Annotated in this window: 22 protein-coding genes; 17 read left to right on the top strand and 5 right to left on the bottom strand. The window is 60.5% G+C overall.

What is annotated here, in order from left to right; genetic code table 11:
* Positions 1–7 precede the first annotated feature (7 nt).
* The 6 genes from H4W29_RS07175 (at position 8) to H4W29_RS07150 (ending at position 6,286) form a co-directional block, all read left to right on the top strand.
* On the top strand, positions 8–658 hold the full coding sequence (locus H4W29_RS07175; protein ID WP_192730686.1) for a TetR family transcriptional regulator: 651 nt from the start codon (positions 8–10) through the stop codon (positions 656–658).
* 132 nt (positions 659–790) lie between these two features.
* A complete protein-coding gene (locus tag H4W29_RS07170) occupies positions 791–1,015 on the top strand; it encodes an SDR family NAD(P)-dependent oxidoreductase (protein ID WP_246517133.1) in 225 nt (74 codons plus the stop codon).
* Between the two features lie 165 nt (positions 1,016–1,180).
* Positions 1,181–2,062: an aldo/keto reductase gene (locus H4W29_RS07165; RefSeq protein ID WP_192728311.1), complete on the top strand. Its 882-nt coding sequence runs from the start codon at positions 1,181–1,183 to the stop codon at positions 2,060–2,062.
* Between the two features lie 494 nt (positions 2,063–2,556).
* Positions 2,557–3,834 carry an alpha/beta hydrolase gene (locus H4W29_RS07160; RefSeq protein ID WP_192728310.1) on the top strand — a complete coding sequence of 426 codons (1,278 nt, stop codon included), beginning with the start codon at positions 2,557–2,559 and terminating at the stop codon, positions 3,832–3,834.
* Between the two features lie 77 nt (positions 3,835–3,911).
* Complete coding sequence (locus H4W29_RS07155; RefSeq protein WP_192728309.1) at positions 3,912–5,162, top strand: NAD(P)/FAD-dependent oxidoreductase; 1,251 nt, start codon at positions 3,912–3,914, stop codon at positions 5,160–5,162.
* Between the two features lie 86 nt (positions 5,163–5,248).
* A complete protein-coding gene (locus tag H4W29_RS07150; protein WP_192728308.1) occupies positions 5,249–6,286 on the top strand; it encodes a 4-hydroxyproline epimerase in 1,038 nt (345 codons plus the stop codon).
* A 16-nt stretch (positions 6,287–6,302) separates the two neighbouring features.
* Here the strand turns inward: H4W29_RS07150 and H4W29_RS07145 are convergent, their stop codons facing one another.
* Together H4W29_RS07145 and H4W29_RS07140 are read right to left on the bottom strand one after the other, a co-directional pair.
* A complete protein-coding gene (locus H4W29_RS07145) occupies positions 6,303–6,779 on the bottom strand; it encodes an RbsD/FucU family protein (RefSeq protein WP_192728307.1) in 477 nt (158 codons plus the stop codon).
* Positions 6,763–8,010, bottom strand: a complete 1,248-nt coding sequence (locus H4W29_RS07140; protein WP_192728306.1) for an ROK family transcriptional regulator — start codon at positions 8,008–8,010, stop codon at positions 6,763–6,765. Before H4W29_RS07140 ends, H4W29_RS07145 begins: the two co-directional genes overlap by 17 nt.
* Before the next feature lie 234 nt (positions 8,011–8,244).
* On the opposite strand from H4W29_RS07140, the gene H4W29_RS07135 reads away from it, so the two are divergent.
* From H4W29_RS07135 to H4W29_RS07105, 7 genes are all read left to right on the top strand, one after another.
* Entirely contained in the window at positions 8,245–9,264 is a 1,020-nt protein-coding gene (locus tag H4W29_RS07135) for a sugar ABC transporter substrate-binding protein (protein WP_183728099.1), read from the top strand.
* Between the two features lie 158 nt (positions 9,265–9,422).
* Positions 9,423–10,487 carry an ABC transporter permease gene (locus tag H4W29_RS07130; RefSeq protein ID WP_192728305.1) on the top strand — a complete coding sequence of 355 codons (1,065 nt, stop codon included), beginning with the start codon at positions 9,423–9,425 and terminating at the stop codon, positions 10,485–10,487.
* A gap of 2 nt (positions 10,488–10,489) precedes the next feature.
* Positions 10,490–11,272: an ATP-binding cassette domain-containing protein gene (locus H4W29_RS07125; RefSeq protein ID WP_192728304.1), complete on the top strand. Its 783-nt coding sequence runs from the start codon at positions 10,490–10,492 to the stop codon at positions 11,270–11,272.
* Positions 11,269–11,901 (top strand): nucleoside triphosphate hydrolase, encoded by a 633-nt coding sequence (locus H4W29_RS07120; protein WP_192728303.1) that lies wholly within the window; start codon positions 11,269–11,271, stop codon positions 11,899–11,901. The genes H4W29_RS07125 and H4W29_RS07120 overlap by 4 nt, the downstream gene beginning before the upstream one ends.
* 64 nt (positions 11,902–11,965) lie before the next feature.
* Positions 11,966–13,006: a dihydroorotase gene (pyrC, locus tag H4W29_RS07115; RefSeq protein ID WP_192728302.1), complete on the top strand. Its 1,041-nt coding sequence runs from the start codon at positions 11,966–11,968 to the stop codon at positions 13,004–13,006.
* Positions 13,007–13,180: 174 nt separating this feature from the next.
* Positions 13,181–14,359 (top strand): GGDEF domain-containing protein, encoded by a 1,179-nt coding sequence (locus H4W29_RS07110; protein ID WP_192728301.1) that lies wholly within the window; start codon positions 13,181–13,183, stop codon positions 14,357–14,359.
* A gap of 186 nt (positions 14,360–14,545) precedes the next feature.
* Positions 14,546–15,082 (top strand): glyoxalase superfamily protein, encoded by a 537-nt coding sequence (locus tag H4W29_RS07105; RefSeq protein WP_192728300.1) that lies wholly within the window; start codon positions 14,546–14,548, stop codon positions 15,080–15,082.
* Between the two features lie 35 nt (positions 15,083–15,117).
* Here H4W29_RS07105 and H4W29_RS07100 read toward each other — a convergent pair whose 3' ends face one another.
* Together H4W29_RS07100 and H4W29_RS07095 are read right to left on the bottom strand one after the other, a co-directional pair.
* A complete protein-coding gene (locus H4W29_RS07100) occupies positions 15,118–15,600 on the bottom strand; it encodes an anthrone oxygenase family protein (RefSeq protein WP_192728299.1) in 483 nt (160 codons plus the stop codon).
* A gap of 2 nt (positions 15,601–15,602) precedes the next feature.
* On the bottom strand, positions 15,603–16,427 hold the full coding sequence (locus H4W29_RS07095) for an SDR family oxidoreductase (RefSeq protein ID WP_192728298.1): 825 nt from the start codon (positions 16,425–16,427) through the stop codon (positions 15,603–15,605).
* A 99-nt stretch (positions 16,428–16,526) separates the two neighbouring features.
* Between H4W29_RS07095 and H4W29_RS07090 the strand changes: the two genes are divergently transcribed.
* The 3 genes from H4W29_RS07090 (at position 16,527) to H4W29_RS07080 (ending at position 18,940) form a co-directional block, all read left to right on the top strand.
* On the top strand, positions 16,527–17,180 hold the full coding sequence (locus H4W29_RS07090) for a TetR/AcrR family transcriptional regulator (protein WP_192728297.1): 654 nt from the start codon (positions 16,527–16,529) through the stop codon (positions 17,178–17,180).
* A 75-nt stretch (positions 17,181–17,255) separates the two neighbouring features.
* Positions 17,256–17,951 (top strand): orotate phosphoribosyltransferase, encoded by a 696-nt coding sequence (locus H4W29_RS07085; protein WP_192728296.1) that lies wholly within the window; start codon positions 17,256–17,258, stop codon positions 17,949–17,951.
* Positions 17,952–18,013: 62 nt separating this feature from the next.
* A complete protein-coding gene (locus H4W29_RS07080) occupies positions 18,014–18,940 on the top strand; it encodes a carbohydrate kinase family protein (protein ID WP_192728295.1) in 927 nt (308 codons plus the stop codon).
* A 119-nt stretch (positions 18,941–19,059) separates the two neighbouring features.
* Here the strand turns inward: H4W29_RS07080 and H4W29_RS07075 are convergent, their stop codons facing one another.
* Positions 19,060–19,419 (bottom strand): metalloregulator ArsR/SmtB family transcription factor, encoded by a 360-nt coding sequence (locus H4W29_RS07075; protein WP_192728294.1) that lies wholly within the window; start codon positions 19,417–19,419, stop codon positions 19,060–19,062.
* Between the two features lie 166 nt (positions 19,420–19,585).
* On the opposite strand from H4W29_RS07075, the gene H4W29_RS07070 reads away from it, so the two are divergent.
* The gene (locus H4W29_RS07070; RefSeq protein WP_192728293.1) at positions 19,586–20,539 is read left to right on the top strand and encodes an acyl-CoA desaturase; all 954 of its coding nucleotides are present in this window, start codon (positions 19,586–19,588) and stop codon (positions 20,537–20,539) included.
* Positions 20,540–20,542: the final 3 nt, after the last annotated feature.

Raw genomic sequence — 20,542 nt, 5'->3', positions numbered from 1 at the left:
GATGGAAATGACAGAGAAGAAACAGGCTGAAGCCGTCGAGGGCAGGCGCGACCGCAAGCGGCGCCAGACCCGCGAACGCATCGAGCAGGCAGCGATGAGCCTCTTTCTGGAGCGTGGGTTCGACGCGACGACGATTGAGGAAATCACCGAAGCCGCAGATGTTTCGAAGCGTAGTTTCTTTGATTATTTCCCGTCGAAGGAAGAGGTCGTCTTCGCCTGGCAGGATTCCTTTGCTGATCGCCTGATGGCGGCGATTGCCGCACGCCCGGCCGCCGAATCCTCCATCAAGGCGGTTGAAGAAGCTCTTATCGTCACCGTAACCGGATCGCTTGACGAGCGCGTTCTGGCGCTCGGTCAATTGATCCATTCCACGCCGACCCTCAAGGCCCGCGATCAGCTCAAATATGCCAAGCTGGAGCAGAAGCTGACCGAGGCGCTGATTGCCCGCAAGGGCGGTGATCCGGATGTGCGGACACACATGCGCCTGCTTTCGGCTGTTGTCATCGGCGCGCTGCGCGTTGGCGGTGAGCTCTGGCAGCAGCGCGTATCCGCTGCTTCGACCGAAAGCGTCGCGATGGAAGCCTTCGCACGTAAGATCCTTGGTGAACTCTGGAAGATGCTGGCCGAATTCGGTGAAGAAGCAAAGTCCGGGTTCTAGGTAATTTTCACGCCTGGACGATTACCCTTCTTGTCGCCGCGGTGCTTCGGATCGATGCCCGTTCCGGGATGTTGGTGACGCGCGCGAGCCGTGCATCCAATTCAAGGTGAATGTTTTTCGCCGGTGGCTGTCATGCAAGCGGTGCTGCACTATATGCGCAAACGCAGCAGCGGCCACTGCTCACATGTCACCTCGATGGGCGGGATCATCGCCATGCCGGGCATCGCTTTTCATCATGGCAGCAAGTTCGCCCACGAAGGCATTTCCGAGAATCTCGGCAAGTGGGGTGGGAGCTTCGGCATCCAAGTGACGGTCGTCGAGCCGGGCGATCCAAAAAGGCAGCTTCTGCAATGCTGACGCTCATTGCATCCGACAATCCGCCGGACCATCTGTTGCTTGGCGTGACGCGATTAGCTCCGTTCGCGAAGGGCTGGGGCCCTCGAGACCATATTTGACGCTTGAGAACAGGTCTCCAGCTCCGCCGATTTTGAGTGATTTTATTGACCAAGAGAGGAAGAGACGATGACTGATTACAATGCAGCGAAATCCGGCACCTTCAAGATCGGCGGCGATCTGGAGGTCAACCGCCTCGGCTTCGGCGCCATGCGCATCACCGGCGACGGTATCTGGGGCAATCCTGCCGATCACGATGAATCGATCCGCACGCTGAAGCGCCTGCCGGAACTCGGCGTCAACTTCATCGATACGGCCGATTCCTATGGTCCCGACATTTCCGAATGGCTGATCAAGGAAGCGCTCCACCCCTACAAGAAGGGCCTCGTTGTCGCCACCAAGGGCGGCCTCACGCGCCACGGTCCGAATATCTGGCTGCCGCTCGGCCGCCCGGAATATCTGATCCAGCAGGTACATAAGAGCCTGCGCAATCTCGGCGTCGAGCAGATCGATCTCTGGCAGCTGCATCGTATCGACCCGAAGGTTCCGGCCAAGGAGCAGTTCGACACCATCAAGTCGCTGCTCGATTCCGGCCTCATCCGTCATGCAGGCCTCAGCGAAGTCTCGGTCGCCGATATCGAAGCCGCCTCCAAAGTCTTCAAGGTCGCGACGGTTCAGAACCGCTACAATCTCGTCGACCGCACCAGCGAGGATGTGCTCGACTATTGTGCCAAGCACAATATCGGCTTCATCCCCTGGTATCCGCTGGCTGCCGGCGATCTCGCCAAGCCCGGCTCGCTGCTCGACACGATCGCCAAGAAACACAATGCCGCCCCGAGCCAGATCGCATTGGACTGGGTGCTGAAGCGCAGCCCCGTCATGCTACCGATCCCTGGCACATCCAAGGTCAAGCATCTGGAAGAAAACGTCGCCGCGGTAAACATCACGCTGTCGGACGAAGAGTTCACTGCCCTCGACGCCGAAGGCAAGAAGCTCTTCAAGGCCGCCTGATAAGCATAGGATCAGTCATGAAACGGCCGCGGCGTCAGCTGCGGCCGTCTTCATCGCCCGCGGATGGCCGGGCCTGTATGGATCCGCGCGTGGGCAATTTGCGGAATATTTTGATCAATTGATCAAAGATGCCGTAAAATGAGGCGCACGTGTGACGCCAACGAGGCAAGCATTGCGCCCAATGCATTGCTGCATTGCGGTAATTTCGCTATTCTCCATCAAATGAATTGGGTATTAATGATCTCGAAGGCAGCGCACTCCTCCTCCCAGCGCTCCCTTTCATCGGACTGACAACACTCCTCCTCCCAGTTGTCAGTCAGGATCAAGAGCCCGACGCACCTCCTCCCGCGTCGGGCTCTTTTCTTTTCAGGCTCAAATCTCTCCTAAAACCTTCGTGAAATTGACTCCGCCCTTGGCCTCAGACTATCTGGAAGCGCGCGGGCAAGCGCATGTCGGTGGCTTGGCGCGATGACGCCTGAACATGCGGAGATGTCATGATCGGCAGATGCGGCGTTTCGTGCAAAGCTCTCGCAGCCCTGCTCGTCTTGTGCCTTGGTCTTGTTTCCTGCGGGCGGCCGATCGGTGTCATGCAGGCGGCTGGCACTGTCCCACCGGGTACGTCGCGCGTTGATTTGCTGGTGGCGACCACGCGTGCTGCTGATGAAAATCCCGCCGTTCTCTTCTCCGGTGAGCGTGGCACCGGGTTGATGGTCGATGCCGTCGATATCTCCATTCCGCCGGACTCCAATCGCAAGGTCGGGCAGGTGCAATGGCCGCGTCGTCTGCCTGGCGATCCTCTCAAGGATTTCGTCACTGTCGCTGTCGATCCGCTCAATGGAGAGAAGGCGGGCGAGAACTGGTTGAGAACGCATATGCCGAAGAGCAAGCGCGTCCTCATCTTCGTTCATGGCTTCAACAACCGCTACGAGGATGCAGTCTATCGCTTCGCGCAGATCGTCCATGATTCGCATGCCGACGTTGCGCCTGTTGTTTTCACCTGGCCTTCGCGCGCCAGCATCTTCGACTACAATTACGACAAGGAAAGCACCAACTATTCGCGCGATGCCCTGGAAGAGCTGCTGCGGCGCACAGCCAACAATCCGGCCGTCGGCGATATCACCGTCATGGCCCACTCCATGGGCACGTGGCTGACGGTCGAGGCCCTGCGCCAGATGGCGATCCGCGACGGCCACGTCGCCTCCAAGATCAACAACGTCATTCTTGCCTCGCCGGATCTCGATGTCGACGTGTTCGGCCGCCAGTTTATGAGCCTCGGCAAGGACAAGCCGCATTTCACCATCTTCGTATCCCGGGATGACCGGGCGTTGGCGCTTTCGCGTCGCATCTCCGGCAATGTCGATCGTCTCGGCCAGATTGATCCTTCTGCCGAGCCCTATCGCAGCAAGCTGGAAGCGGCCGGCATCACCGTGCTTGACCTGACCAAGCTGAAGACCGGCGATCGCCTGAACCATGGCAAATTCGCCGAAAGCCCAGAAGTGGTGAAGCTCATTGGTGACCGCCTGATTGCCGGCCAAACCATCACCGATTCCGAAGTCGGGCTCGGTGAAGCGGTCGGCGCAGTCGCCATGGGAGCGGCTCAGACCGCCGGCGGCGCGGTCAGCCTTGCGGTCAGCACGCCGATCGCCATCTTCGATCCCCGCACCCGTCGCAACTACGACGATCAGGTTCGCCGTCTTGGCCAGTCGATGAACAATACGGTCGGATCCGTGGGCGATAGCGTCGGCGCGGGGCTGCCCGAAGAGGCTCAGTAAAAAATCATAGGCATTCGCTTCGTTGTGATATATCACATCTCCAACGGCAATCGACTCTGCCGTGCGGTGGACAAGACATGGCGAATGAAACGAATAAGACGGTAGCCGTTGTCGGCGCCGGTGTGATCGGCGCTTCGATTGCTTTCGAACTGCAGCGGCGCGGTTTTGAGGTAACGCTGATCGACAAGGGTGAACCGGGCAAGGGAACTTCCTACGGCAATATGGCGAGCATCGCGCTCGACTTTGCAGCCGGCTCTGGTCCCTCGACCTGGAAGAAACTGCCGCGCTGGCTGATCGATCCGGAAGGCCCGGTCTGGCTGCGGCCAGGCTATGCGCCGAAAATCCTGCCCTGGTTCCTGCGTTTCCTCGCCGCCGGCCGTCCTGCGCGTCTCAGGGAGATCGAGGATGCGGGCATGAGCCTCTCCAGGATCGCCCTCGGCGATATCAGCAACATGCTCGATGCCATCGGCGCGCCCGAACTGATGACCGAAGAAGGCTGCCTTGCGATCTACGAGACAGAGGCCGAATTCAACGCGGACCGTGGCCATCTCGAACTGATGCGACGCTACGGCCTCGAATTCGAAGTGCTGAGCAACGGCGCGATCCAATATTACGAGCCGACGCTGTCGCCGAAAGTCGCCAAGGCGGTTCTGCTACCGGATAACAAGTCCATCCGCGATCCCTATAAGCTTGTTGTAAAGCTCGCCGATGCCGCAAAGGCCGCAGGAGCCAACTTCGTGTCCGGCCAGGTGAAGAATGTCGAGCGCAAGAGTGATGGCAGGACTGCCGTGCTCCTCGAAAACGGCAGCCGCATCGAAGCTGATAAGGTCATCCTGGCCGCCGGCGTCCATACGCGTTTCCTCGCAGAGGCCCTCGGCGAGCCGATTCCGCTCGAAACCGAGCGTGGCTATCATACACAGATCATGCAGCCCGGTATTTCCATGCGCTATTCGGTGATCTGGCCGCATCGCGCCTTCATGGTCACGCCGACGGCAGGCGGTATCCGTGTCGGCGGCAATGTCGAGCTGGCCGGACTGACGGCCGCCCCCGATTTTCGTCGCCCGCGCGTGCTCGTGCGCCATGCGCAGCGCATCCTGCCCGATCTCAAGGTCCAGGACACCAGCGAATGGATGGGGCACCGCCCGGCGCTGCCGGATACGATCCCGATCATCTCGCCCTCTTCGAAAATGCCTGGCGTCTTCTATGCCACCGGCCACGGCCATCTGGGTCTCACCTATTCGGCAACGACAGCGCGGCTGATCGCGGATATGGTGGCAGGCGTCAAAACATCGGTTGATATCAAACCATTTCGTATCAGCCGGTATTGAGAGCAATCATGTCGGCGCTTGGGCGCCGACCAGAATATCTGCGGCGATGGCGGCATCCCGCCTCATGTCTGACTGGAGTTTGAAAGATGAGATGGAAGCGCACGATCCAGCTTCTGGATGTTCATGCCGAAGGTGAGATCGGCAAGGTCGCGATCGGCGGCGTGCCGAAGATTCCGGGTGAGACGGTCGCCGCTCAGCTTCACTGGCTGAACACTGATCCCAAGGGTCAGGAACTTCGTCGCTTCCTCTGCCTTGAGCCGCGTGGTGCGCCGATCGGTTCGGTCAACCTGTTGCTGCCGCCGAAGCATCCCGATGCGGATGCGGCCTTCATCATCCTGCAGCCTGACCAGGCGCATGCGAGCTCCGGCTCGAACTCCATCTGTGTGACAACCGCTCTCCTGGAATCCGGCATCGTCGAGATGAAGGAGCCGGAAACCATCGTCACGCTGGAAACCGCAGCCGGCCTGGTGAAGGCGACGGCTACCTGCCACGACGGCCGCTGTGAGAAGGTGAAACTCACCATGGTTCCGTCCTTCGTCCACGAACTGGATGTCGAGATCGACACACCGCACTGGGGAAAGATCAAGGCCGACATCTGCTATGGCGGCATTTTCTACGCGCTGGTCGATGTCGGCCAGATCAACTCGGCGATCGAAAAGGCCAACGCTGCGGCACTCGTGCAGGCCGGCATGGTGCTGAAGGATCTCATCAATCGCCAGATGCCCGTCGTCCATCCGGAAATTCCGGCAATCTCGGGCGTCGCCTATGTCATGTTCCGCGATATCGAGGCCGACGGCACGGTGCGCACCTGCACGACCATGTGGCCGGGCCGCGCTGATCGCTCGCCCTGCGGCACGGGTAACTCCGCCAATCTCGCCACGCTCTATGCTCGCGGCAAGGCCAAGGTCGGCGATGTCTTCAAGTCGAAGTCGATCATCGGCTCCGAATTCGAAGTCGGCCTGCAGGCGGTGACGGAAGTGGCTGGAATACCGGCCGTCATCCCGACGATCACGGGCCGCGGCTTCACCTTCGGTCTGTCGCAGGTTGCCCTCGACCCCTTCGATCCGCATCCCCTCGGCTTTGCCCTGACGGATGTCTGGGGGCCCTCGGCCGGCGAGATCTGATCTCGCGTCTCAGGTATCAATAGACGAAGGGATCGACCTCGGCTTTGGCGACTTCGTCAGCGGCCGAAGGATAAATCACGCCCTTGCGCAGGATGATATTGGCATAAAGCCGCGGCTCGCTGGTCTGGATGACCGCGTGAGCCGCGCGCACCCGACCGTAGAAATCCTGCCCAACGAGGGGGACGACCTCGCGATCCGGCTCATGCCTGGCGCAGCAGGCGATCATTTCCTCATGCACCGGGTTGAGCGTGTCGCGCTCGGCCTTCACGGTCGAGCGGAAGATCGCTTCGTCCACAAAGTCGTCGATCGGCAAAACGCTCAAAACGGCATCGAGAACCGGAATGAGATGATGTCCGTCGAGACGGATCAGCCGCCGCGCATGCTCGATGCCCGGATAGTTGCCATCGACGATGGCGATTTCATCGCCATGGCCCATGCCGCGCAATGTCGCGAGCAGGTCCGGGCTCAGCAGCGGGTCAAGCCCTTTCAGCATTGTCGATCTCCTTGAAAAGTACATTCTGGTCGGTGAGATAACGCGCGAAGATCGGCAGGCTGGCGCCGCCGATGGCACGTGCCTGCGCGCCGACCACGCCTTCGACGATATCAGGCATGACGACGCCTTGCAGGTCGAGCTTTTCAGCTTCGTGGATCGTCGCCTGCACGATGCGCCGGCGCACCCAGTCCGGAAAGCCGCCATCGATGACGGCGGCGCTGAAGTCGATGATCGAGGCCGCGGCCACGATCGCCTGTGCCAGCGCCTTGGCCGTATCCTGGATCCAGGCCTCCATCGGTTCGCCGAAATCCACCCAGTCATCGGCCGAATACCAGAGCGGCTGCGGGTCGATGCCGCGCTCGCGCAGCATGTTTTCCAAGACGAAGATGGAAGCGATCTCCAGAAGCTGCAGCGTCTCGCCGTTCTTGCCGCGCACCGGCAGCGGACCGATGGCTCCTGCCGTTCCCGTCTTGCCGGAAAAGATTGATGAATTCAGAACGATCCCGCCACCAATGAAGGATCCGATGAAGAAATAGACGAAATCCGGATAGGACGGGCCGATGCCGAACACCAGTTCCGCACCGCAGGCGCTGGTCGCGTCGTTCTGCAGGAAGACCTGGTAGGAGACCTGCCTGGCGATTTCTGACTGCAGATCGAAATCGCGCCAGACCTCCATCGCGCCCTCGGGTGCGCCCACCTCATCGGCCCAGTTCCAGAGCTCGAACGGGGCCGCGATGCCGAGGCCGGCGATGCGGCTGCGCTCGCGCTCGTCCAGCTTGCCTTCCAGTTCCTTGATCCCCTGGGTCACGAAGGACAGGATCTCGTCGGGCAGGGGATAGGCATAGATCCTGTGCAGCTGCAGCCGGATTCTGCCGACAAAATCCATCAATACGAGGTCGGCGCTGCGCCGGCCGATCTTTACGCCGAAGGAATAGACGGCATCCGGATTGAGCCGCATGGGTATGGATGGCTGGCCGACGCGGCCGCGGACAGGCTCGCCGCGCGAAAGCAGCCCTTCCTTCTCCAGCACCCGCATGATGACGGAGACGGTCTGGGCCGAAAGTCCGCTGCGACGTGCGATATCGGCCTTCGACAGGGCGCCGTAGAGGCGCACCAGCGATAGCACGAGCCGTTCGTTATAGGCGCGCACCCTGATCTGGTTCGCGCCTCCGGACGGATTCAGAATTGGCGGTGGGGCCGGCATCGAATCCGGACCATCCAAGGACGACATTGGCCACTCCTCCCGATTAACGGCCTATGCCCGATTTCCCGCCAGCATGCCACATCGAATTAATAATTCAATTGGATTTATTTATTGACAAGCCGTTTTCTTTCGCTCTTAATTGCCATCGTCAACGGCACGGGACGGCTTTGGGAGGGGCTCATGTCACATTCTGCAAGTCTCGCCGTGCATGAATTCCGGCACCGCCTTGGGGGCGGGTCGGCTAATCTCTGGGAGGAATTCATGAAGAAATCAGTTCTCGCTTTCGGCGCTCTCGCGCTCGGCGTTGCCTTTTCCGCTCCGGCGATGGCGGCAGATGTTTCTGCATGCCTGATCACCAAGACCGACACCAACCCCTTCTTCGTCAAGATGAAGGAAGGTGCTACGGCCAAGGCCAAGGAACTCGGCGTTTCGCTGAAGTCCTATGCCGGCAAGATCGATGGCGACAGCGAAAGCCAGGTCGCAGCGATCGAAAGCTGCATTGCCGACGGCGCAAAGGGCATCCTGCTCACCGCTTCCGACACCAAGGGCATCGTCTCTTCGGTCAAGAAGGCGCGTGATGCCGGTCTGCTGGTCATCGCGCTCGACACGCCGCTCGAGCCGGCCGATGCCGCCGACGCCACCTTCGCCACCGACAACCTGCTCGCCGGCAAGTTGATCGGCCAGTGGGCTAAGGAAACGCTCGGCGACAAGGCCAAGGACGCCAAGGTCGGCTTCCTTGACCTGACCCCGTCGCAGCCGACGGTCGACGTTTTGCGCGACCAGGGCTTCATGATCGGCTTCGGCATCGACCCGAAGAACCCGAACAAGATCGGCGATGAAGATGACAAGCGCATCGTCGGCCATGACGTGACGAACGGCAACGAGGAAGGCGGCCGCAAGGCCATGGAAAACCTTCTCCAGAAGGATCCGAGCATCAACGTCATCCACACGATCAACGAACCGGCCGCTGTCGGTGCCTATCAGGCGCTGAAGGCTGTCGGCATGGAAAAGAACGTGCTGATCGTATCGGTCGACGGCGGTTGCCCGGGTGTCAAGTCGGTCAAGGAAGGCGTCATCGGCGCCACCTCGCAGCAATATCCGCTGCTGATGGCGTCGCTCGGTATCGAGGCGATCAAGAAGTTCGCCGATAGCGGCGAAAAGCCGAAGCCGACCGAAGGCAAGTCCTTCTTCGACACCGGCGTTTCGCTCGTCACTGACAAGCCGGTCTCCGGCGTCAAGTCGATCGACACCAAGGAAGGCACGGACAAGTGCTGGGGCTAAGCCCCACCTGAATAAGTGTGAGAAGTGGCCGGGGCTTGATCCCCGGCCGTTTTGGGCGGACCATATGCCGTCGCCCGACAAACCGGCTGAACAAAGACCGGAAGACTATCGGCGACGGCTTTCGCGTGAGTTCGGCGCGCGGCTGCGAAGGAGGAACCATGACCGGAGCACAGGAATTTGAACGCGTCCTCGACGAAAGCGACAAGAGCGTTGCTTCGTTCGAGCACGAGAATGTCTCGCTGATCAAACGCGCGCAGCATTTTCTGCACTCGACACCGGCCGCCGTGCCGTTGATCGTGCTGGTGCTGGCGATCATCATCTTCGGGATAACGATTGGCGGACGGTTCTTCTCGTCCTACACCCTGACCCTGATCCTGCAGCAGATCGCCATCGTCGGCATTCTCGGTGCGGCCCAGACACTGGTGATCCTGACCGCCGGCATCGATCTTTCGATCGGCGTCATCATGGTCATCTCGGCCGTGATCATGGGTAATGTCGCCATTACCTATGGCATACCGACGCCGATCGCCGTTGTTGCCGGCCTGCTTGTTGGCGGCCTGTGTGGATTGCTGAACGGCTTCCTCGTCGCCTTCATGAAGCTGCCGCCATTCATCGTCACGCTCGGCACCTGGAACATCGTCATGGCGACGAATTTCATCTATTCCGCCAACGAGACGATCCGCGATACCGACGTGGACGAACAGGCGCCGCTGCTGCATCTTTTCGCCGCGAGCTTCAAGCTCGGCAGTGCCGTGCTGACGCTCGGCGTCGTCGCCATGGTGCTGCTCGTTCTTCTACTCTGGTATGTGCTCAACCACACCGCCTGGGGAAGGCATGTCTATGCAGTCGGCGACGATCCGGAAGCAGCCAAGCTTTCCGGCATCCAGGCCAAGAAGGTATTGCTGACCGTCTACACCATATCGGGCGTCATCGCCGCCTTCGCGGCCTGGGTCTCGATCGGCCGCAACGGCTCGATCTCCCCGTCCTCGGCCGTCACCGATTACAATCTCCAGGCGATCACCGCGACCGTGATCGGCGGCATCTCGCTGTTCGGCGGTCGTGGCTCTATTCTCGGCACGCTTTTCGGCGCCATGATCGTCGGCGTCGTGTCGATGGGGCTCAATATGCTCGGCGCCGACCCGCAATGGAAAGTCCTGCTGACCGGCGTGCTGATCATCGCCGCCGTCGCCATCGATCAGTGGATCAGAAAGGTTTCGGTGTAACCATGGCTGTCGAACCCATTCTCACCGCCCGCGGCCTCGTCAAGCGTTATGGACGTGTGACAGCGCTCGACAATGCCGATTTCGACCTCTATCCGGGCGAAATCCTCGCTGTCATCGGCGATAACGGTGCCGGTAAATCCTCGCTCATCAAGGCGATATCTGGAGCCGTCACCCCCGACGAAGGAGTGATCACCCTGGAAGGCCGGCAGGTGCATTTCAGGTCGCCGATGGAAGCGCGCGAAGCAGGCATCGAAACCGTCTATCAGAACCTTGCCCTTTCGCCGGCACTGTCGATCGCCGACAACATGTTCCTCGGCCGCGAGATCCGTAAACCGGGTCCGCTGGGTTCGTGGTTCCGTATGCTCGACCGGCCGACGATGGAAAGAAAGGCACGCGCCAAGCTTTCCGAACTCGGCCTGATGACCATCCAGAATATCAACCAGGCGGTGGAAACGCTTTCCGGCGGCCAGCGTCAGGGCGTGGCCGTTGCCCGTGCGGCCGCGTTCGGCTCAAAGGTCATCATCATGGACGAGCCGACTGCCGCTCTCGGCGTCAAGGAAAGCCGTCGTGTGCTGGAACTCATCCTCGACGTGCGCGCCCGCGGCATTCCGATCGTGCTCATCTCGCACAACATGCCGCATGTCTTCGAGGTGGCGGACCGCATCCATATCCATCGCCTTGGGCGCCGCTTGACGGTCATCAATCCCAAGGAATACACGATGTCCGATGCCGTCGCCTTCATGACCGGCGCCAAGGCAGTTCCTGCGGAGCCCGTCGCTGCATGAATGCAAGAATAGACGAAATTGTCGGCGAGGTTCTGAACCGCGCCGGCAACATCAGGCGCTTCCTCATCGCGATCGCCGGCCCACCTGGCGCCGGCAAATCCACTATGGCCGACAATGTCGCCAGCGCCCTGAAGGCCAAGGGCGAGAGCGCCTCGGTGCTTCCCATGGACGGCTTTCATATGGACAACGCCATTCTCATCGAGCGTGGTCTGCTGGCCCGCAAGGGCATTCCGGAAACCTTCGATGTACGCGGCTTCCTCGATATCGTCAAAGCCGTGCGCCCCGCCGATCAGGAGGTCCTCGTTCCCGTCTTCGACCGTTCGCGTGAGCTTGCCATCGCCTCTGCCCGGCCGATCGATCCCCAGGACCGCTTCATCATCATCGAGGGCAACTATCTGCTCTTCACCCAGGGCAAATGGGCCGAACTCGACGGCATCTTCGATTATACGATCATGCTCGCCCCGCCGATGGAGGTCCTGGAAGAGCGCCTCTGGGATCGCTGGCGCGGTTATAAGCTGACCGAGGAAGAAGCAAGCGCCAAAGTCTATGGCAACGACCTGCCGAACGGTCGCCTCATCCTCGAGAATCGCCGGCCTGCAGACATCACATTGGAAATCGCGCTGGCCTGAACAGTTGTTTCCGGACCGGTCTTGGTGCTATCGAAGCGAAACCCGCATCGCTTCGGAGGCTCCCATGCAATCGCTCACCATCCGCCGTCCTGACGACTGGCATCTGCATCTGCGCGACGGCGCCATGCTGGAAGGTGTGATCGGGGATACGAGCAGCACCTTTGCGCGCGCCATCATCATGCCGAACCTGGTGCCGCCCGTTGTCACGACCGCCGATGCGACCGCCTATCGCGAACGCATTATGAAGGCGCTTCCGGCCGGCCATCGCTTCCAGCCGCTGATGACGCTTTATCTCACGGAACATACGAGCGCCGACGATGTGGAAGAGGGCAAGAAGAGCGGCCTCATCACCGCCGTGAAGCTCTACCCGGCCGGGGCTACGACAAATTCGCATGGCGGCGTGCGCGACATGGAAAAGGCGATGCCGGTGCTGGAGCGCATGGCGAAGATCGGCCTGCCGCTCTGCGTCCACGGCGAAGTGACGACGCCCGATGTCGATATCTTCGATCGCGAGGCCGTCTTCATCGAGACCGTGCTGGACCCACTGCGCAGGCGCCTGCCGGAACTGAAAATCACGATGGAGCATGTCACGACGGCTGACGGCATCGACTATATCAAGTCGGCCAAGGCCAATCTCGCCGGCTCGATCACCACGCATCACCTGATCATCAACCGCAACGCCATCCTCGTCGGCGGTATCCGCCCGCATTATTACTGCCTGCCGGTCGCCAAGCGCGAGAACCACAGGCTAGCGCTGCGCGCTGCGGCGACGAGCGGCGACGCCAGGTTCTTTCTCGGCACGGATTCTGCCCCACATGTGGATCCGCTCAAGGAATGCGCCTGCGGCTGCGCGGGGATCTATACGTCGATCAATACGATGAGCTGCCTCGCCCATGTCTTCGAGCAGGACGGTGCGCTCGACAGGCTGGAAGCCTTCGCCTCCCTGAACGGCCCGGCCTGGTATGGGCTAGAGCCGAACGAGGAGCGCATCACGCTGGAGCGGCAGGATGCGCCTGTCGTCTTCCCAGCCAGGATCGAAACCGGCGCCGGTCCGGTTACCGTCTTCGATCCGATGTTTGCATTGCATTGGCAGATCAAAGCCTGAGAACCTGTATAGGCTTAAATATTATTCTTCTTATAGTTGCCGCCGAATGTTGAGTTTGTAACGTTCGGCTGCGAAATTCATGTTTTTTAACGGAATGCGTAAGACATTCGTCAGCAATGACGAGATAGATTTCAGAACGTTATCGGCGCGGCAGGAGCCGCGGAGATTTAAAGCATGATGCTTGACTATAACTCATTGCTGCTGGCGCTTGGCGTTTCAGCAACCTGCCTTGCCGTGACGCTCATGGGAAGCTGGCTTGTGCGCCGGGCCGAAACCTTTCTTCTCACCGGCGCATTCGGCCTCGTTCTCGTCGTCGCCGGCATTTTCGCCTATGCCTTCTATGTGGAGCAACCCGAGCGCATGCTTGGTGCAGGCAGCTTCGTGCTGTTTCATGCCGGTTTTGCCACTATCTGGGGCGCTGGCTATCAGTTCCGCACCGGCCGGCTCCCGATATCAGGCATCGTCGTCCGCGCACTTGTCGCCATGGCCATATCCATTCCGCCGATGATCGCCGGGCTGGACGGTCTGGCCTTCATGGCCGATAATCTCGCCATCGCCTTCTTGCTCTTCACCACCGCCCGGCAATATTGGCTCGACCGTGCCGAAGCACCTGCGCCGATATCAGGCATCACCGCCCTCTATACCTTGACGGCGGTTTCCTTCGTCCTCTGCGCGGCCGTGTTGATCTGGGACGGCAAGCTGGTGCTTGGCGCCGCACCCAGCAATTGGGCGGAAGACCTCAGTATCGCCGTGTGCATCGCCGGGATGACCGGCATCGGCGCCCTGTCGCTGGCGCTGCATCAATGGCGGCTTGCCGCCCGTCACCGCATCGATGCGATCACCGATCCGCTGACCGGCTTGCTGAACCGCCGCGCGCTGTTCGACCAATATGGCGTCCGCGCCATGGGTGTTTCGACCGCTGTCGTCGTCTTCGACATCGACCATTTCAAATCGGTCAACGACCGCTACGGCCATGCAGCCGGCGACCATGTCCTGAAGGTCTTTGCCGGCGAACTTTCGGCCAATTGCCGCAGCGGCGATACAGCCGCCCGCCTCGGCGGTGAGGAATTCGCGCTGGTGCTGAAGGAGATCATGCCCGGCCGCGCCGAGCTTGCCGCAGAGCGCATCCGCAAGGCCTTCGAGGAGCGCGACATCTATATCGACGACGAGGTGCTGAAATGCACCGTCAGTGTCGGTGTCGCGCCCGGCCGCTCCAAGCCGCTGGATTTCGATGCCATGCTGGGGGAGGCGGACAAGGCGCTCTATGTCGCAAAACGCGCCGGCCGCAATCGTGTCGAACTCGCCAGCCACTTGCATTCGGTGCCGTCAGAGGATGCGCGATCGGCCTCTTGATCCTTCTTGCGACCTTTCGTAAGTTGACAGCCGGCCGGATGCAGCCAGCCGCCCCGCGATGCGCAAGCATTATGGTGAATGCGTCCAAATCCACCTTCACATCCTTGCTCTTGGCAATCGATGGCGAACGGGTCAGCAGACGCGGGCACTGATCTTCCTGTTTGCCGCCAACGGAAGGATGAACTCATGCGCGATTTTCGCGATGCCAAGCTTATGGCAAAAACCCTGCGGCAGGCGCTTGCCGACCGCGATATTTCCCTCACTCATAGCGAAACCCTGGAGATTGTCGCCAGACAATTCGGCTTCGACCAGTGGAACATTCTCTCTGCAAAGCTGGACGAGGTTGAAGGGGCGAAATCTCCGATCGGCATCCAGCCGCCCGTGCCGATCTTCCGCATCTTCTCGGTCGAGAAAGCCATGGAATTCTACTGTGGCTTTCTGGGTTTCACGCTCGACTGGGAACATCGTTTCGGCGAGAACACCCCACTCTATTGCCAGGTCTCGCGCGAAAACATGCAGCTGCACCTGAGCGAACATTCCGGCGATGCCAGCCCCGGCGCGGGAGCCTTCGTGCGGGTGAGGGATGTCAGAACCTATCAGGCAGAACTCGCCGCCAAACACTATCGTTACATGAACCCGGGTGTCGAGGAGGCGCCCTGGGGCCTCGAAATGGGCGTCATAGACCCCTTCAATAACCGCATCACCTTCTGCCAGCAGAACTGATTGGCGAGGGTGGAGGGATACTCCCTCCGCCCTTTTCAAATGATCATGAGCGCCCGCACGAAAGCGACCGACGACAGCAGCGAGGCGATGGTGCGCACATGGTTCCACCAGGTCCAGTCCCTGAGATAGGTCGTCCAGAGCTGCACCGCTTCGGGGCCGTTGCCGCTCACTTTCGCGAGCGCATCATTCATCGGCACATTGAAGACGATGGTCGAGAGAAAGGACGCGACGATATAGAGCGCCGCGCCGGCGAGCATCATCGAAGAGGCGCCGCCGCGCCAGTTCATGAAGGCCAGCACGCCAATCACGACGCAGAGGATCGCCGTCGGCACGAAAAGCAGCATGAAGGGCGAGCGGACGATGGTCACGTTGATGGAGTTCATCGCAGCAATACCCTGCTCGGCCGGGATGCGCGAAAAGGCAGTCATGATGAAGGTGGAGAAGGCAAAGAAGATGCCTGCGACAAGGCCGCTGCCAACAGCGGCGGCAACGAGGGAAATGACGAGAACGATCTGCATGGTCAGGCGCTCCACAATCCGGTTGCCGCGGTCTCCCGCACATATTGGCTGAAATCCCTTGCGGGGCGGCCGAGTATCTCTGTCACGCCACCCATCACCTCGGAATTGCGCCCATCGAGCACTTCTCCGAAGAGTTCTTCCAGAAGCGCCACGATCTGCTCGGGTATTCCCGCAGCGGCAAGTCCGTCCTTGAAATCCGCCATCGATACCTGCGCATATTCTATCGGACGGTCCGCGGCTGCGGCAATCTCGGCAACGGCTTCGCGGAAGGTCAGGGCGCGAGGGCCGGTCAGCTCATAGATCCTGTTGCGATGCCTGATATCGGTGAAGGCCGCCACTGCCGCATCGGCAATGTCGTCGGCATCGGTGAAGGGCTCCTTGATATCGCCAGCCGGCAGCTCCAGCCTGCCGGCAATGAGCGGCTCCACGAAAGCGCCCTCGCTGAAATTCTGGCAGAACCAGGAGGCGCGCAGGATCGTGTAGTCGATCCCCGCTGCCTTGAGCGCTTCTTCGCTCCGCTGCGCACCGTCTTCGCCGCGGCCGGAAAGCAGCACGATATGCTGCAGCCCGCACTCCCTTGCGAGCTTTGAAAGCGCCTCGATGGCCTCTGCCGCCCAGGAGACGGAAAGGTCCGGCTGGAAGGCGACATAGGCGCTCGTTGCACCCGTGAGCGCATCGCACCAGGTCGCGCGATCTTCCCAGTTGAAGGCCGGTATCGTGGAGCGGGACGCCTTGCGCACGTTAAGTCCCAGCTCTTCCAGCCTGTCGGCAATGCGGCCACCGGTTTTTCCCGATCCGCCGATCAGAACGATTTCGGAATTCTGCATATCGAAACTCCTCTTCGGTTCAGAACAAGAGAAACTCTCTCATTTGCAAAATGAGATAAACTCTCTTATTTTCCTTGTCAACAGTCGAAGGAAGCGGAAATGGCAGAAGAAGTGATCGCACGGCGCAGGCGCCAGCAGGAGCCGACCGGCCAGCCGCGCCGCATCCCGAGCCAGCAGCGCGGCCGCGAGCGCTTCGAAAAAATCCTGGCGGTCGCCTCCGATCTCATCGAAAAGAATGGCAGCGATGCCTTGAAGATGAGCGAGATCGTTGAAAAGGCTAAGCTTTCCTTCGGTGCCCTCTATCAGTATTTCCCCGACAAGACCTCGATCATCCGCACGCTGGCGGAGCGCTTCAACGAGCAGGGCCGACAATGCGTAGCCGACGAACTGGCCAAGGTAAGGGACCCGGATAGTCTTCGAATATCTCTCGGGGTCATCGCAGATGAATATTACGCCTTCTTCCGGCGAGAGCCTGTGATGCGCGATATCTGGCACGCGACTCACACGGACAAGCTGCTTCAGCAGGTCGATGCCGAAGACATGGAATTCCATGCGCAGGCCCTTCATTCGGTGCTCAAACAGCTATGGCCGAAGCGGCCGGAGACTGAGCTTCTGGCCATCGCCCGGCTGACGATGCAGCTTCTTGCCGCCGCGGTCCGTTACGCCGTTTCGCTGGATGAGAAAGAGGGCGCGCAAGCAATAACGCTCTTCAAGAAGATGCAGGTCGCAGATATCGGTCGGCTGCTTGGCTGACAGCCCTCTTCTGTCTGGAAACCGACCGCTCTTGCTGCTATTGCCGCTGGAACGTCAGTCGAAGGAGAGAGCCGCATGATCCAGACCACATTTCCCGACCGCGCCGTCATGGCAGAATTGCTGGCAAAGATGCTCTGGGAGATCAAGGCGGTGCATTTCAACGCCGAGACGCCCTATAAGTATGCCTCCGGCATCATGAGCCCCGTCTACATCGACTGCCGCAAGCTTCTCTCCTTCCCGCGTGTCCGCTCGACCGTGATGGATTTTGCCGCCAGCACCCTGCTGCGCGATGCCGGCTTCGAACAGTTCGATTGCATCGCCGGCGGCGAAACGGCAGGCATTCCCTTTGCCGCACTGCTTGCCGATCGCCTCGGCCTGCCGATGATCTATGTCCGCAAGAAGCCGAAGGGCCACGGCCGCAATGCGCAGATCGAAGGCGACATGAAGGAAGGCGCCCGCGTTCTCCTCATCGAGGATCTGACGACGGCCGGCGGCAGCATGTTCACCTTCATCGATGCTATCAGAGCTGCCGGCGGCATCGTCGATCACGGCATGGCTCTGTTCTTCTACGGCATCTTCGCGGAGGCACATCAGCGCTTTGAAAATGGCAAGGTCCAGTTCCATCATATCGCCACCTGGCGCGAAGTGCTGGCGATCGCCAAGCAGCAGAAGCTTTTCGACGACAAGACACTGCAGGAAGTCGAGGCCTTCCTCGATGCGCCGCTCGCCTGGTCGGCAAGGAATGGTGGCGTAAGTGAGCTTTCGCTCTAGCCTTTTGACAAAAGCTCGCTTAATCGATTGAGAAACGTGCAAGTCCTGTTGGGAGGAATTCGATGATTTTGTGCTGCGGCGAAGCCCTGATCGACATGCTGCCGAGGGATACGACCCTGGGCGAAAAGGGTTTTGCGCCCTATGCCGGCGGCGCGATCTTCAATACGGCGATTGCGCTCGGCCGGCTCGGCATTCCGACGGCTTTCTTCACCGGCATTGCCGATGACATGATGGGCGAAATCCTGCTCGATACGCTGAAGGCGAGCAATGTCGATTACAGCCCTTGCGCCATCACGCCGCGCCCCTCCACGATCGCCTTCGTCAAGCTCGTCAACGGTCAGGCGACCTATGCCTTCTACGACGAGGGCACGGCCGGCCGGATGATCACGACAGACGACCTGCCGACCCTTGGCGCTGACTGCGAAGCCCTGCATTTCGGCGCGATCAGCCTCATCCCGAGCCCCTGCGGCGAAACCTACGAGGCGCTTCTCGACCGTGAAGCCGCCACGCGCGTCATCTCGCTCGACCCGAATATTCGCCCGGGCTTCATCAAGGACAAGGCCGCGCATATGGCCCGCATCAAACGCATGGCCGCCAAGTCTGACATCGTGAAATTCTCCGACGAGGATCTCGAATGGTTCGGCCTCGAAGGTGATCATGACGCGCTCGCCGCCCACTGGCTGAACCACGGCGCCAAGCTCGTCGTCATCACCAAGGGTGCAGAAGGCGCCACCGGCTATACCAGCGCCCGCAAGGTTACCGTCCCGAGCGAACGCGTCACCGTCGTCGACACCGTCGGCGCCGGCGACACATTTGATGCCGGCGTCCTCGCCTCGCTGAAGATGGATAATCTGCTGACCAAGGCACAGGTCGCCAATCTCGACGAGCAGACCCTGCGCAACGCGCTCGCCCTCGGCGCCAAGGCTGCCGCCGTCACCGTCTCCCGCGCCGGCGCCAATCCGCCCTGGGCACGCGAAATCGGCCTCTGAGACCGGGGACAGATCCGCTCTCTCATCTGCCTGCTGACGACTGTAAGGGTCGAGACGCAAGTCTCGGCCTGTCTTCCGTTCTTTCTGCCGTAAGAACGGAGTGGGCCGGCAGCTCCCGGCTATTCCTTCGTGCGGGCGCGCGCCTGGCTTTCCTTCTTGATCGGCCGACCCACCGGGCAGACCTCCTGCACGAAGCCGTTCAGCGTATTGACGAGATTGTTCTCTATCAGGGAATAGTGGACGAACTGGCCCTGCTTCTCCCTCCGGATCAGCCCCGCGGTTTCGAGGATGGAAAGGTGCTGCGAAACGGCCGGCTTCGACATGCTGAAGCGCTCGGCGATCTCACCGGCCGTCAGGCCCGATGCCGAGAGATAGGCGAGAATCTTGCGGCGTGGCGCACTTGATAGCGCGTGGAATACCCGCTGGGCGGCGCCGACGGCACTGTCTTCTGCCGCGTCATCGAAAGTCTCTTCGTCCAAGTCCGGTCTCCGGGCCCTAGGCATCAACATCGATCGATCGTATAATTAGGCAATTAATGTATTGCTTAATTATTTTTCTCGATGCAAAGTAATTAGGTAATTCCTTAATTAACGAATTGACGGGCGATATTCAAGTGTTGAATGCGCCCGAGGGGAGGCTTTTGCCATGAGCAGTATTTCCACCGGACGCATGATCGACGAAAACAGCGATCCAGTGAAGGGCAGGGTGGTCTGGATGCCCGCAAAGTCGATCTGGGTTACTGCCATGACCCTGATCGCCATTATCGGCGGACCGTTGACCTTCACATGGAGCGCGCTTGCCGTCTTCATCGTCCTGACCGCCGTCACGATCTGCCTGGGCCATTCGGTCGGCATGCACCGGCTGTTGATCCACCGCTCGTTCAGCACCCCGATCTGGATCGAGCACCTTCTCGTCTATCTCGGGACGCTGGTCGGCATGGCTGGCCCGTTCGGCATGATCTACGCGCACGACATTCGCGACTGGGCGCAGCGGCAGAAAGACTGCCATGACCTCTTTGCCCACAGGCGCTCCTTCTTCACTGACGCCTTCTGGCAGATGCATTGCGCGGTGGTATTGGATCACCCGCCGCGTTTCGTCATCGGGGCGCGGGAAAGGCGCGATAACTTCTATCGCTTCCTGGAGGCGGCATGGATGGCGCAGCAACTGCCGCTGGCGCTCCTGCTTTTCGCGCTCGGCGGATGGCCCTGGTTGATCTGGGGCATTGCGGTACGCATATCGGTATCGCTAACCGGTCACTGGCTGGTCGGTCATTTCGCCCATCGGGACGGCCATCAGGGCTGGAGTGTCGATGGTGTCGCGGTGCAGGGCTATAACCTGCCGCATTTCGGGCTGGTAACCTTCGGCGAGAGTTTCCACGGCAACCATCACGCCTTTCCGGAATCGGCGCGGCTCGGTATCGAACCGGGCCAGCTGGATCTCGGCTGGTCTTTCATCCGGTTGCTGGCAGGGCTCGGTCTGGCTTCGGCAATCAAGCTCCCGCACATGATTGCTCCAAGACGTGGGCTGAGGCGCGTCAAAGCATCCGACACTGCCGGCGACGCCGTCAATCCGCCCTGGGTACGCGAAATCGTTCTCTGAACC

This window comes from Rhizobium viscosum, from assembly GCF_014873945.1.
GTDB lineage: Bacteria > Pseudomonadota > Alphaproteobacteria > Rhizobiales > Rhizobiaceae > Rhizobium > Rhizobium viscosum.
Note: the sequence above shows the minus strand (reverse complement) of the source record. Positions and strands in the feature narration are given on the sequence as shown.